General features: G+C 60.6%; 13 protein-coding genes. 12 read left to right on the top strand and 1 reads right to left on the bottom strand.

Going from position 1 to position 12866, the window contains the following annotated elements; all coding sequences use genetic code 11:
- Nucleotides 1-7: 7 nt before the first annotated feature.
- Entirely contained in the window at nt 8-670 is a 663-nt protein-coding gene (locus tag AC1DLT_RS06240) for a hypothetical protein (protein ID WP_477486204.1), read from the bottom strand.
- 257 nt (nt 671-927) lie between these two features.
- On the opposite strand from AC1DLT_RS06240, the gene AC1DLT_RS06235 reads away from it, so the two are divergent.
- The 12 genes from AC1DLT_RS06235 to AC1DLT_RS06180 all read left to right on the top strand — a co-directional run bounded on the left by AC1DLT_RS06235 (nt 928) and on the right by AC1DLT_RS06180 (nt 12864).
- A complete protein-coding gene (locus tag AC1DLT_RS06235) occupies nt 928-1368 on the top strand; it encodes a terminase small subunit-like protein (RefSeq protein ID WP_477486203.1) in 441 nt (146 codons plus the stop codon).
- Complete coding sequence (locus AC1DLT_RS06230; RefSeq protein WP_477486202.1) at nt 1352-2863, top strand: terminase large subunit domain-containing protein; 1512 nt, start codon at nt 1352-1354, stop codon at nt 2861-2863. The genes AC1DLT_RS06235 and AC1DLT_RS06230 overlap by 17 nt, the downstream gene beginning before the upstream one ends.
- A 229-nt stretch (nt 2864-3092) precedes the next feature.
- Nucleotides 3093-5351, top strand: a complete 2259-nt coding sequence (locus AC1DLT_RS06225; RefSeq protein ID WP_477486201.1) for a hypothetical protein — start codon at nt 3093-3095, stop codon at nt 5349-5351.
- Nucleotides 5348-5689 (top strand): hypothetical protein, encoded by a 342-nt coding sequence (locus AC1DLT_RS06220; protein ID WP_477486200.1) that lies wholly within the window; start codon nt 5348-5350, stop codon nt 5687-5689. Before AC1DLT_RS06225 ends, AC1DLT_RS06220 begins: the two co-directional genes overlap by 4 nt.
- Nucleotides 5690-5715: 26 nt before the next feature.
- Nucleotides 5716-6975 (top strand): hypothetical protein, encoded by a 1260-nt coding sequence (locus AC1DLT_RS06215; RefSeq protein ID WP_477486199.1) that lies wholly within the window; start codon nt 5716-5718, stop codon nt 6973-6975.
- Between the two features lie 25 nt (nt 6976-7000).
- Nucleotides 7001-8014, top strand: coding sequence for a phage major capsid protein (locus AC1DLT_RS06210; protein WP_477486198.1), 1014 nt, complete (start codon nt 7001-7003; stop codon nt 8012-8014).
- Nucleotides 8015-8026: 12 nt separating this feature from the next.
- The gene (locus AC1DLT_RS06205) at nt 8027-8542 is read left to right on the top strand and encodes a hypothetical protein (RefSeq protein WP_477486197.1); all 516 of its coding nucleotides are present in this window, start codon (nt 8027-8029) and stop codon (nt 8540-8542) included.
- A gap of 80 nt (nt 8543-8622) precedes the next feature.
- Nucleotides 8623-9426 carry a hypothetical protein gene (locus tag AC1DLT_RS06200; RefSeq protein ID WP_477486196.1) on the top strand — a complete coding sequence of 268 codons (804 nt, stop codon included), beginning with the start codon at nt 8623-8625 and terminating at the stop codon, nt 9424-9426.
- A 3-nt stretch (nt 9427-9429) separates the two neighbouring features.
- Nucleotides 9430-10128 (top strand): phage adaptor protein, encoded by a 699-nt coding sequence (locus AC1DLT_RS06195; RefSeq protein ID WP_477486195.1) that lies wholly within the window; start codon nt 9430-9432, stop codon nt 10126-10128.
- On the top strand, nt 10125-11705 hold the full coding sequence (locus tag AC1DLT_RS06190; RefSeq protein ID WP_477486194.1) for a hypothetical protein: 1581 nt from the start codon (nt 10125-10127) through the stop codon (nt 11703-11705). Before AC1DLT_RS06195 ends, AC1DLT_RS06190 begins: the two co-directional genes overlap by 4 nt.
- The gene (locus tag AC1DLT_RS06185) at nt 11702-12082 is read left to right on the top strand and encodes a GNAT family N-acetyltransferase (RefSeq protein WP_477486193.1); all 381 of its coding nucleotides are present in this window, start codon (nt 11702-11704) and stop codon (nt 12080-12082) included. The genes AC1DLT_RS06190 and AC1DLT_RS06185 overlap by 4 nt, the downstream gene beginning before the upstream one ends.
- Complete coding sequence (locus AC1DLT_RS06180; protein ID WP_477486192.1) at nt 12082-12864, top strand: tail fiber domain-containing protein; 783 nt, start codon at nt 12082-12084, stop codon at nt 12862-12864. Before AC1DLT_RS06185 ends, AC1DLT_RS06180 begins: the two co-directional genes overlap by 1 nt.
- Nucleotides 12865-12866 lie beyond the last annotated feature (2 nt).

Raw genomic sequence — 12866 nt, 5'->3', positions numbered from 1 at the left:
TCGCCGGCTATGCGGCGGCAAAGCTTTTCGAACTGGCCAGGAGTCTTGAATTCAAGATTGCCAGCCGGAATGCTTCACGGCCAAGACCGTGAATTCGGTATGAACGCGATCTATTGCCAGCCGTGTCCGACACTTCGACCTCGTTCAGAAGCCCGCGCAAAACGAGTCTATCGATGGTCTTGTATACCATCGTAAGGTTCATAGCCTTGCCGGAAAATTGATCCGTGACACGCAGCACATCGTGATACGTAAGTGTACGCTGACGTTTTTCCATGTAAAGTGCGCAGCCTAGGACTTGGACTTCGTGCCGGCCGAGAGGCTCGATGAAGCTGCCAGCAGAAGCTCCAAGTTGAACCATCGCTTCATCAGCCAACTCGTCGTCAGATGTTGCTGAAAGCAGTTCTAAGACTGAATGCATGGACTTTTCGAGCGCGGAGACAAGATCCCCGCGCTCTGGCGTTGGAGGATTGTGCGAGGTGTTGGCTGCGGCTTTGCCTCCTAAGCCAGAGCCTCCCTTCATAAGTAAATGCAACATGATGTCAGATTCCTTCTTGACAGCTGGTCTTACTTTTTTGACTGCCAGCCAACCGAGACTGTCATTACACGATCGTAAAATCAAGGATTTTTTTACGATCGTGTAATGGCTGTTCAGGCTGCTGTTTTTGTTCAAGATTTAGGAGCTTCGGAAATGGGTGGCGGTGAAAATGCACCGAAGAAACACGGGCTCAGCCTCCTTGGGCCGCAGGTCGAGCCGGCAACCCGGCAGGACGTCTGTGGGGGGGCTCCCGAAACAAGTTGGGCGAAGCCTTTATCGAGAACCTGCTTGCCGCATGGGAGAGCCAGGGACCGGCAACAATTCAGACCGTGATCGAGAAGCGCCTCAGGACTTCCTGAGGTCGGCGTGTCTCTGATGCCAAAGGACCATGCATGCGAGGCGTATCAACTTACACTGAGGCGATCGGCGACCTGCTCTGCGAGCGCATAGCTAATGGTGAAAGCCTCAGGAAGATTTGCACCGATCAAGACATGCCGGCCATGTCGACGGTGTTCAAGTGGCTGGCTTCCAACGACGCTTTCTCGGAGCAGTACGCCCGCGCGCGCGAAACTCAGGCTGATGCCCTTTTCGACGAGATCCTGGACATCGCCGACACGCCAATGATCGGCAAGAAGACGAAGGCCGACAAGGAAGGCAACATCGTCGAAGTGACGACCGGCGACATGATCGAGCACCGCCGTCTGCAGGTTGACGCCCGCAAGTGGATGGCCGGTAAGCTGCGACCCAAGAAGTACGGCGAGAAGTTGGACCTCAACGTCGACGGCAAGCTCACGCTCGTTCCTCAGATCACGATCAATGGCAAACCAGGCTGACGCTCATCTGAGCTTCGACCTCCATCCAAAGCAGATGGCAGCGTTCGAGAGCAGGGCGACAGAGATTCTGTACGGCGGGGCAGCGGGCGGCGGTAAAAGCCACCTCATGCGTATTGCCGCGATTACCTGGTGCTCGGAGATCCCCGGGCTTCAGGTCTATCTGTTCCGCCGCATCAAGGACGACCTGGTCAAGAACCATGTGGAAGGCCCGAATGGCTTTCGCTCGATGCTTGCCGGCTGGATCGACTGCGGCTTCGTCACGATGGTGGAGGACGAGATCAGGTTCTGGAACGGCAGCAAGATCTATCTCTGCCACTGCAAGGACGAGAAGGACCGCATCAAGTACCAGGGCGCGGAAATCCATGTCCTGCTGATCGACGAGCTGACGCACTTCACCGACGTCATCTATCGCTTCCTGCGCAACCGCGTCCGAATGGTCGGCATCACGGTGCCGGAGAAGTACCGCAAGACGTTCCCGCGCATCGTCTGCGGTGCCAACCCGGGCGGTATTGGCCACCAGTTCGTCAAGGCGACCTTCATCGATGGCGTCCGCCCGATGCAGACATACTACGCCACCAAGTCCGAAGGTGGCATGCTGCGCCAGTACATCCCGGCACGGCTCGAAGACAATCCGAGCATGGCGGCGAACGATCCTGGCTATGACGCGCGACTGCACGGCCTGGGCTCGGAAAGCCTGGTGCGGGCAATGCGATACGGCGATTGGGACATCATCGACGGCGCGTTCTTCGACAACTTCCGCAAGGACCGGCATGTGCTGCGCCCGTTCCAGATCCCGAAAGACTGGCTGCGGTTCCGCGCGGGGGACTGGGGCTCTGCCAAGCCGTTCTCATTCGGCTGGTATGCCGTGGCGAGCGAGCCTTACATTGCCGGACCTGGCATCCTGATCCCGCGCGGCGCGATGATCCGGTACAAGGAGTATTACGGCGTCGCCACCGATCGGGACGGCAAGTTCATCCCGAACAAGGGTGTGAAGATGACCGCCGCGAATGTCGGCGCTCAGGTCCGTTTGCGGGATGGTGCCGATACGATCACCTATGGCGTCCTCGACCCGGCCGCATTCGCACAGGATGGCGGCCCATCGATCGCAGAGCGCATGCGGGAAGGCACAACCGGCAAGAACGGCTGCACCTTCCGGCCGGCGGACAACAAGCGTGTCACGGCCCGGGGCGCCATGGGTGGCTGGGACCAGATGAGAGCACGGCTGGACGGCGACGAGGACGGCCGCCCGATGCTGTATTTCTTCGAGACGTGCGTTCACGCAATCCGCACGGTGCCGGCGCTGCAGCACGACGAGAACCGGCCGGAAGACCTCAATTCAGACATGGAAGACCATGCGGCGGACGAGATCCGTTACGCCTGCATGTCCCGCCCATGGATCAAGGCAGTGCAGGAAGAGCCGACGGCGAAGGCCAAGCGCGGCGTTCCGTTGCCGCCACCCCCGACCGAACGAACCGGAACAAGGATTGCTGTGTGATGGCTGTGGATATCATCCAGTTCGCCAGAACATTCGCCCGCGAGATGCCGAGGGTAATGATGGTTCAGGGACTCCCGTGCGTTCATCCGACCGACTTGGAGCCGATGATCCGCCGCGTCAGCTTCAAGCATGGGTTCGATAATCACAAGTGGCTCAGCAGTCGGCTTGAGCTTCACTATTCCAGAATGGCCATTGGTCCGCGCTCCGATAGGGCGCCGAGGAAGTTCGTATGACGGATGACGTTGATCAGACGGTTGAGGACGGCGACGACTTCGACCCGAAGAAGCCGCTGAAGAAGTCCGCAGGCTATCTCAAGCTCATCAAGGACTACGAGAAGGCCGGATATCGCAGTTACAGTGACCACGCCGACAATATCGACAAGCGCTATGCCGACCTGGAGCGCCTGGCGAATACGGCACGCGACCGCGAGTTTGCGATCTTCTGGGCGAACATCCAGGTTCTCGGACCGTCAATCTATTCCCGCCCGCCGGTGCCGGTGGTCATTCCGCGGTTTCGTGCCGATCGCAAGCCTATTCCCCGTGTTGCATCCGAGCTGCTGGAGCGCTGCGCCACGGTCGGGTTTGAGCTTGAGGATCTCGATGGCGTCATGCGGTCTGTCCGCGACGACCTGTCCATCCTATCCCGCGGCTGCTCATGGGTGCGGTACGAGGCGAAGAGCAAGGACAATAACTTCGTCGAGAGGTTCTGCATCGAGCACACCAACCGGAAGGACTTCGCACACGATCCGGCCCGGACGTGGAAGGAAGTCGACTGGGCAGCCAAGCGCTCCTGGATGACGAAGACCGAAATGCGCAAGCGTTTCAGGAAGACATCGGGCAAAGCCTACATGGATGCTGCCTTCGCGATCCGCCGCGACGAGCAGGACAATACCGATGGCAAGCTGAAAGCCGGGGTATGGGAACTCTGGTCGAAGTCGGCCAATCGGGTCGTCTGGTTCACGGAAGGCGTTGAGGTTCTGCTCGACGATGACGAGCCGCATCTGAAGCTCGAAGGCTTCTTCCCATGCCCGAAGCCCGCTTATGGCACCACGCAGCGCAACAGCCTCGTGCCGGTGCCGGACTATGTCCAGTACAAGGACCAGCTGGAGGAAATCAACGAGCTCACCCGCCGGATCTCGGCCTTGGCGGAGTCGGTGAAGGTCAAAGGCTTCTATCCGGCCGGCGCCAGCGATATCGGCGATGCGATCGAGGCGGCCATCAAGTCACTCGACAATCGGCAGATCCTCGTTCCCGTCTCCAATTGGGCGGCATTCGGTGATCTCGGCACCAGCGAACCGATCATCTGGCTTCCGATCGAGATCATCGGCAATGTCATCGTGCAGTTGGTCACGCTGCGCCGCCAGTTGATCCAGGACGTCTACGAAATCACCGGCCTCAGCGACATCATGCGCGGCTCGACCGATGCGAATGAAACGCTCGGAGCCCAGGAGCTGAAAACCCAGTACGGGTCGGTGCGCATCCGCGATCGGCAGGACGAGATGGTCCGGGTGGCCCGCGACCTCACCCGCATCGCCTGCGAGATCATGGCGGAGAACTTCCAGAAGAAGACGCTGCTGGAAATGTCTCAGCTCGACATTGCCGAGGACGCCGACATCAAGAAGCAGGTGGCCGCGCTCGAAAAGCAGATCAAGGGCATCGAGGCGCAGATCAAGGAAGCGCAGTCCGACCCTGAAATTCAAGCTCAGGCGCAGCAAAAGCCGGAGGTCGCGCAGAAGATCCTGCAGCAGGCGCAAGGGCAGATCGAGCAGCTGGCGCAGCAGATCAAGCAGTTGAACGAGACGGTGACGATCGAGAAGGTGATGAGCCTGCTGCGTGAGCAGAAGATTCGGCCCTTCACGCTCGACATCGAAACGGACTCGACGATCACCCCCGACGAGAACGCCCAGAAGAAGCGCGCTACGGAATTCACCGCCGCGGTCGGCGGCATCCTTGCCCAGGCGGTGCCGGCTGTGAAGGAGGTTCCCCAGATCGCGCCGCTGATGGCTGAAACACTGAAGTACGTGGCCAGCCAGTACCGCGCCGGCCGCCAGCTCGATGCCGTCATCGACGAGTTTGCCGAGCAGATGAAGCAGATCGCGTCGCAACCCCAGGCGAACCCGGAGGGGGACGCAGCGCAGAAGACCGCTCAGGCCGACATGCAGGCGAAGGCGCTGGACGCCAAGATCAAGCAGGACACGTTTGCGCGCGACACCGACATCAAGGGCAAGCTCGCAGATCACGACGCCAAGATGCGCAGTTATGAGGCGTCCGAAAAGGTGAAGGCCATCCAGGTCGAAAGCCAGCTACGGGCCGAGAAGCACGCTCAGGACATGGAGCTTGGTCGCCTCGATGTCGAGAAGAAACGGCTGGAAGTCGCCAAGCTCGGAGGCCAGATCGACGCCCAGGGCCAGGCGGCGGAGATACACGCGGCCGAAGCCGCCCAGCGCATGACCGAACGCGCGATGGAACCCGTAGGAGCCGAGGAATGAGAGAGCGCCTGTGCCGCGTTTGCGGAGGCTGGCACGACGTTGATGCCTGGCCGCATAACTGCATGCCGGAGCGCAGTCCCGCTGCCTCTGACCTGCCGGTGCCTAACTACATTTCGGACGGCCTGAACGGCGTGCAGTCGATGCTGGACGGAAGGATCTACGACAGCAAGTCCAAACTCCGGGCGACCTACAAGGCGGCCGGGGTTGTCGAAGTGGGCAATGACCCGGCGCGCTTGCGTCCACGTCAGAAGCCGAAGCCGGACCGGAAGGCAATCCGGGATTCGGTCGAGAAGGCCGCCGCCCGGTTTAGCCGCGGCGAGCGCACATCCCCTCAATAAGCAATCCCTCAGACGGAGAATAGAAGATGTCGGACATCAATACCGGCGCAGCACCCGCTGCCGCTGAGCCCGCCCCTGTATCCGCCGAACAGGCTGTTCAAACCCCGAACCCGGTTCGTACCGATCCGCAGCCGCAGGCGAAAGCGGAGCCGGAGAAGAAGGAAGCAGACGCTCCCAAGCCATCGGCCCGCGAGGCCATCGCCAAGGCGCGCGAGAAGGTCAACGAGCAGGAGAAGGCGGAAGGCGCCAAACCGGTCAAGTCGGACGCGAAAGCCTCTGATCCTGCAAAGCCGGATACCAAGGACCAGGCGAAGAACGACGCCAGGGCCGACGCCACCAAACAGGCGGCCGACAATCGCGACGAGCGCGGTCAGTACAAGGCGAAAGACGCCGCGGCAGACGCTCAACAGCAGGCCGGCAAGGTTGCCGCGACCGATCAGCAGCAAGCGGCACAGAAGTCGCGCTATGAGGCGCCGAAGCGGTTTTCGTCAGACGTCGCGGCGACGGCCGACTGGGAGAAAGTGCCGGAAACGGTGCAGGCGGCTGTCCATCGGGTCCATCGCGAGATGGAAGAAGGCATCGCCAAATACAAATCCTCGCACGACCGGTATGAGCCGATCCGCGAGTTCGACGAGATCGCCAAGAAGAACGGCCATGAGCTTCGCGAGTCTCTCGGCAAGGTCGTCGAGATCGAGCAGGCCTTTGCCCGCAATCCAGTCGAAGGCTTCCAGAAGATCTGCGATCATTTCGGCATCAATAGCCGAAAGCTTGCAGCGCATATCGCCGGCATGAAGCCTGAGGACGTGCAGGTCCAGCAGGAAGGCACGATCAGCGACCTAAAGCGCGAGGTGGCCAGCCTCAAACAGCAGATTTCCGGCGTGAGCGACGGCTTTCAGAAGCAGCAAAGCGCTGCGACATCGAAGGAAGTCGAAGCATTCGCCGCCGATAACCCCCGTTTCTACGACCTCATGGGTGATGTCGCCTTCTTCCTGAAGAGCGACAAGGTCGACAAGGACCTTGAACCCCTGGCTCGTTTGAAAGCAGCCTACGAGCTTGCGGAACGGCTCAATCCCGATCCGAACTCCAAGACTGCAACTACCGCAACGGCCTCAGACGCCGACGCAGCAAAGGCCTCAGACGCCAACTCCGAAGCTCTCGCGGTTCAGACCCGCAAGGGCGAGAAGTCCATCTCAGGCGCTCCCACCGCTGGCTCAGACCCGGCGCACCGCGAGCCCTCCACCTCGATCAAGGACAGCCTGAAGCGCGCGTTCGCTCAAGCCGGCTGATCCATTTTCCCAAAAGGAGGGGCGTATGGCCCTAACATCTGTTGAAAAGAACCAGGAGATTTTGTCTCTGGCGCTCGAAGACCGTTCTTCGGGTTACCAGGACCTGGTCTCCAACTCGAAAGCCCTTCTCGCGGTCCTGAAGCGCAAGGGCAATTGGAAGTCCTATAGCGGCCCTCGTATCCGCGAACGCCTGCTCTATGCCAAGACCGGTTCGGCCGTCTGGTATAACGGCTTCGACTTCCTGAACCCGGTGCCGGCGGAGCTCTTCAACGACGCCGAATGGACGCCGAAGATGTGCGCCGTCGCCGTCACCCTGAGCAACGAGGAAATCCTCAATAACGAGGGTGAAAATCAGCTCATGGACGCGATGGAGGCCCACATTTCGGCGGCCGAAAGCGAATTGGAAGACGAAGTCGACCTTTCGCTACATGGCAACGGCACCCGCTTCGGCGGCAAGGAGCTCGGCGGCCTGCAGCTGGCGGTTCCAACCGTCGTCAACTCCGGTGTCTACGGCGGTATCGACCGCACGAATGCCATTTGGCGAACCTCGGCATTCGACGCGAACTCGTTCGCAACGGATATCGGCACCCAGGTGACCGCGACGACTGTCCGGCCGTTCCTGAACCGCATCATGACGCAGCGCTCCCGCAACAAGAAGGCAGCCGATCTGCTGCTGATGTCGCCGGAGCATTATGCTGCCTATGACGCGGCCACCATCGCGATCCAGCGCATCAACGACGAGACGGGCCTTGGCAAGCTCGGCTTTCAGACGCTGAAATACTTCGGCGCCGGTCGCCAGGCTGAAATCGTCCAGGAAGGTGGCATCGGCTCGAACATGCCGGCGAACACGACCTACGGGCTCGACACCGAGAACCTGCGCCTTCGCTACCACCCGGAACGAAACTTCAACAAGATCGGCCGCGCACTGATGCCGATCAACCAGGACGCCGTCGTCCAGTACATCGGCTTCATGGGCGAGCTCACGCAGACCAATCCGCTGTTCCAGTGGAAGCTCTACGACTCCAACCCGGCCGCGTAAGGAGGAACCTTCATGGCTTTCGTTTTCCACAATGTGAACCTCGGGCATCCTCCGATCGCCTCTCACCTTCCGGCCTCCACAGCGGCCGGACGGTCCACTCCCGGTCCATGGCTTGGCGATATCGCGACGGCCCAGGACCCGGACTACGGCACGGGCGAATTCATCTACCTCAAGGGTGTCGCCAGCACCACGCGCGGTTCGTGGGTCACCTACAATGCCGACGACTTCTCGACCACGCTGCTCGCTGCCAATGCGATCGGGCCGGTGGCGATTGCCATGGCTGATACCGTCGCCAACGAATTCGGCTGGTACCAGATCCAGGGCAAGGCGATCGGCAAGGTGCTTGCCGGTTTTGTCGACGATGCGAACGTCTACGCTACGGCTACGGCCGGTTCCGTTGACGATGCTGTCGTCGCCGGTGACCGCGTCCAGGGCGCCAAGGGTGCGTCTGCGATCGGCACGCCCTCCGCCGGCCTCGCCGAGTTCGAGATCAGCCGTCCGTTCGTCAACGACGCCCTAGCCGACTAAGGCCATTCAGCAGGACATGAGAAAGGCGGGGCTTCGGCTCCGCCTGTTTCTTTGCAACCTCTCAGACAGGAGTCTCGACGATGAGCGAGAACAATTCATCCCTGACCTATCCGGTCTTCAAGATGCTCAGCACGCAGAACGACATCGAAACTCGCAAGAAGGGCCGCCCGGTCTATGACGATCAGGAAGTCTGCGAGATCCGGTTCTCTGGCAACAAGCAGACTGTCGGCGTCTTCCCCGCGCATGAAATGTGCGAATGGGCCGACGATCCGCTGACGCAGGAGCGGACCCGGATCACCTATGCGCAGAAGTTCAATGAGCAGTACATGCGGTTCAAGAACGGCGAGGCCCAGGCCGCGCACGGGACGCCGCTCGAAGAGCTGGCATTCCTGACCCAGGGCAAGCGCCTCGAACTGAAGGCGCTGAACATCCACACAGCCGAAGCGCTGGCTGCTCTCGATGGCAACCCGCTGAAGATGCTCGGCATGAATGGGCGGGAGCTCAAGACACAGGCGCAGCTCTATCTCGACAGCGCCACCCGCCAAAACGACGCCATGTCGATCGCGGCCGAGAACGCCAGGCTGAAGAAGCGCTTGGCAGAGCTCGAAGGCAAGTCGAACACCCCGAAGAAGGGCAGCACCCCGAAGAAGACCGAAAAGGTAGCTGAAGAGGCCGCCGAGGCAGACGGCTCTGGCGGTGATGAAGCCGACAAGCCAGCCGAAACCGAGAACCCGTTCAGCGATTGGGACGCCGAAGATCTGGCAGCCTGGATCGTCGATGCCGAGCCCGGCTACGAGATCGATGGCCGTTGGGGCAGAGAGACCCTTGCCGAGAAGGCTAAGGAGCTCAACGACAAGATTGCCGCCGCGAAAGCCAAGAGCTGATCCATGACCATCCTGAGTGCCTGCCAGTCAGCGGCCATCCGGCTCGTCGGTCGCAAACCCACGACGATTTTCAGTTCGCAGAAGGCTTTCGAGCTGGAGCTTTCTGATCTCGTCCAGGAAGCGGCCGTCGATATCGCCAAGGCTTTCGAATGGCAGGCGCTTATGGTTCTGGCCGAGCATCAGGGCGACGGAACGACCACTGCATTCGACTTCCCGGCTGCATACGACCGCATGCCGGTGAAGGGCAATATCCATTCGGCGACCTGGCAGCAGTCGGGATATCGGCCGGCGCGCGACCGCGACCACTGGATCAACCTGCAGACCTATCTTTCGGCTGGTACGCCTGGCTTTTGGATCGTCCTCGACAAGAAGATGCAGATTTTCCCGCCGATGGGGCCGAGCGAGAAGGCCCAGTACTATTTCATCACCAGCGAGATCGCGAAAAGCGCTGCGGGTGACGGCAAAACGGTGATCAGCGCCGATGACGATGTCTTCAAGCTCGACGAACGCCTTCTAACCCTGGCGCTCATCTGGCGCTGGAAAGAGATGAAGGGCCTCGAATATTCGGAATCCATGGCAAATTACGAACGTGCATTGGCGCAGATCGGCGGCGCGGACAAGGGCAGGCGCATCCTGTCGGTCGGAACGCGCCGCACTTCGATCGATGCAGACCTCGCATTCCCCGGGACGATCATCCCATGAGAAAGCCCGCACCAAAGGTAAAGCCCCGTCGCGTCCGTCCCAAGAGTTTTCCAGCGGCAGTCGCCGGCTGGATCGCAAACCAGAACATCGCAAGGCCTGATCCGAATGCGCCGCAGGGGGCATGGGTCTACGAGAACATCCTGCCCACTGCGACCGGCGGCGAGATGCGCCGCGGCAACGACATATTCTCGACCATGCCGACCACCGCCAAGCCGGTACTGTCACTGTTCTCCTACAAGAGCGGCAATCTGCAGGCGCTGTTCGCCGCGAACGAGAACGAGATCGCGGACATCACCAGCGCGCCGACGAACAAGCTCACCGGCCTGACCAGTGGGGATTGGAGCGTCGTCCAGTTCGTGAATACGAACGGGCAGGCCTTCCTTCGTGGCGTCAACGGCAGCGACACGCCGTTCGTCTATGACGGTTCGACCTTCTCGACCACGCCCGCTTTGACCTTTGCCGTCGGCGTGACTGTGACAGCAAACCAGATGGCGCGCGTCTGGACCTACAAGAACCGCCTGTTCTTCATCCAGAAGGACAGCATGGATGCATGGTATCTGCCCGTGAACGTCATGGGCGGCGAGCTTGTGAAGCTGCCGTTGGCGGGTGTGTTCAATCGCGGCGGATCGCTTCTCTTCGGTTCCTCCTGGTCGATCGAGAGCGGCGACGGCCCGAACGAGTATTGCGCGTTCGTCACGACCGAGGGCGAAGTCGCGGTATTTGCCGGTGCAAATCCAGGGGATGCTGATACCTGGCAGAAGATCGGCGTTTACCGGATCGGAAAGCCGCTTGGCGCCAAGGCTTTCTTCCGCGGCGGCGGTGATCTGATCATTTCAACGTCGATCGGCGTGGTTCCGCTTTCACAGGCAATGCAGCGGGACTATGCGGCTCTTTCGTCTACCGCCATCTCCTACAACATCGAAACGGCCTGGAATTCGACCGTAGCTGAGCGGGATAGCGCCCCGTGGTGCTGCGAAATCTGGCCGGAGAAACAGATTGCGGTGATCGCGCTTCCGACGCTGACGGGTACCGCCCCGCAGATGTTCGTCGTCAATACTCGGACCGGCGCGTGGTCGAACTGGACAGCATGGGACGGTAACTGTCTGGAGGTCTTCAACGGCCGGCTCTTCTTCGGGTCGAAAAACGGGAAGATCGTGGAAGGTTTTACCGGCGGTACCGACCAGGGCATGCCCTACACCTCCACCTATATTCCGCTCTTCGAGGACATGGGCAATCCTCTGTCGAAGAAGATCATCCGCATGGCGCGGGCTGTTCTGAGAACAGCGATCAGCACCGACGTGCAGCTCACGATACAGGCCGATTATATCGTCAATCTGCCGGTGGCGCCGTCCGCTCCCTTGATCCCGGCCCTGAACGAGTGGGGCGCCGCGGTCTGGGGGCAGAGCGTCTGGGGCGAGGGTAGGGTCAAGGAGATACAGCAGGATTGGGAATCCGTACCAGGGGAGGGATGCGCTATCGCCCCTTGCGCGCGGATCACCAGCGGCTCGTCCATCCCGCTCGACACCGAGATCGTCCGCATCGACCTCACCTACGAGGAAACGGACATCGTCGCATGAACATCGTCACGGATGCTCGCGTCGCAGTTTTCGTCTCGCGGCTTGTCGAGAGGGCTTTCGTGCCGCCGTTCACAGCAATGGGCATTGAGCGGGACGGGGAGGTCGTTGGCGGGGTTATCTTCAACGTGTTTGAGGGCGCCGACATTCACGTCAGCGTGGCTGGTCGAGGCTTCTCGCGGGAGTTCGTGACGAGCGTCGGCGAATACGTCTTCCGCCAACTCGCGTGCGAGCGAATGACCGTCATCACTGAACAGCCCCGCGTGGTCCGGATCGCTGAAAAGCTCGGCGGCGAAATCGAAGGGCTCATCCGCAATCATTTCGGCCGGGACAGAGACGCAATTCTCGTCGGCATTCTCAAAGACGATTGGAAGTATTGATGGTCAGCACTCCCAAGGCTCCCGACCCGAAAGAGACAGCCGCCGCCCAGGCCGGCATGAATGTCGACACTGCCCAGGCGCAGCAGCTGACAAACATGATCGACCAGGTCGGCCCGGACGGTTCGCTCACCTATACCGCGAATGGGACGAACTCATTCGTCAACTCCCAAGGCCAGACCGTCCCTATTCCAAAGTACACGGCGACGACCACTCTTTCGGCAGCGCAACAGGCGATCAAGGACCAGACGGACAGCGCCAGCCTCAACCTCGGCACCATCGCCAACCAGCAGAGCGACTTCCTCAAGGATTACCTCTCGAAGCCATTCAAGGCCGACACCAGTGAGGCGGAAGCTCGTCTTGCTGAACTCGGTTCTGCTCGCCTCGATCCGCAGTTTGCGAAGCAGGAGGAGGCGCTTCGCACCAGGCTTGCCAATCAGGGGATCCAGGAGGGCTCCGAGGCCTGGAAATCGGCCATGGGGGATTTCAGCCAGGGCCGGAACGACGCCTACAACAACCTCTTTCTAACCGGACGCTCTCAGGCCATGAGCGAAGCGTATGCCGAGCGAAACCAGCCATTGCAGGAAATCGGCGCGCTCCTTTCCGGCTCTCAGGTCCAGAGCCCCCAGTTCGTCAACACCCCACAGGCAAGCGTGGGCGGCGTCGATTATGCGGGGATGGTCTCCGACAAATACAAATCAGACACCGCGGCGGCCCAATCGAAAATGGGCGGGCTTTTTGGTCTGCTTTCCGCGCCGTTCGGCATGTTCAGCTTCGGAGCTTGATA

The sequence above is a fragment of the Neorhizobium sp. 05N33 genome, assembly GCF_056397445.1.
This window is presented reverse-complemented; position numbering and strand designations above follow the sequence as displayed.

Coding starts and splice junctions, on each gene's coding strand:
- AC1DLT_RS06235 (WP_477486203.1), top strand. CDS start 928: ATGCGAGGCGTATCAACTTACACTGAGGCGATCGGCGACCTGCTCTGC.
- AC1DLT_RS06230 (WP_477486202.1), top strand. CDS start 1,352: ATGGCAAACCAGGCTGACGCTCATCTGAGCTTCGACCTCCATCCAAAG.
- AC1DLT_RS06225 (WP_477486201.1), top strand. CDS start 3,093: ATGACGGATGACGTTGATCAGACGGTTGAGGACGGCGACGACTTCGAC.
- AC1DLT_RS06220 (WP_477486200.1), top strand. CDS start 5,348: ATGAGAGAGCGCCTGTGCCGCGTTTGCGGAGGCTGGCACGACGTTGAT.
- AC1DLT_RS06215 (WP_477486199.1), top strand. CDS start 5,716: ATGTCGGACATCAATACCGGCGCAGCACCCGCTGCCGCTGAGCCCGCC.
- AC1DLT_RS06210 (WP_477486198.1), top strand. CDS start 7,001: ATGGCCCTAACATCTGTTGAAAAGAACCAGGAGATTTTGTCTCTGGCG.
- AC1DLT_RS06205 (WP_477486197.1), top strand. CDS start 8,027: ATGGCTTTCGTTTTCCACAATGTGAACCTCGGGCATCCTCCGATCGCC.
- AC1DLT_RS06200 (WP_477486196.1), top strand. CDS start 8,623: ATGAGCGAGAACAATTCATCCCTGACCTATCCGGTCTTCAAGATGCTC.
- AC1DLT_RS06195 (WP_477486195.1), top strand. CDS start 9,430: ATGACCATCCTGAGTGCCTGCCAGTCAGCGGCCATCCGGCTCGTCGGT.
- AC1DLT_RS06190 (WP_477486194.1), top strand. CDS start 10,125: ATGAGAAAGCCCGCACCAAAGGTAAAGCCCCGTCGCGTCCGTCCCAAG.
- AC1DLT_RS06185 (WP_477486193.1), top strand. CDS start 11,702: ATGAACATCGTCACGGATGCTCGCGTCGCAGTTTTCGTCTCGCGGCTT.
- AC1DLT_RS06180 (WP_477486192.1), top strand. CDS start 12,082: ATGGTCAGCACTCCCAAGGCTCCCGACCCGAAAGAGACAGCCGCCGCC.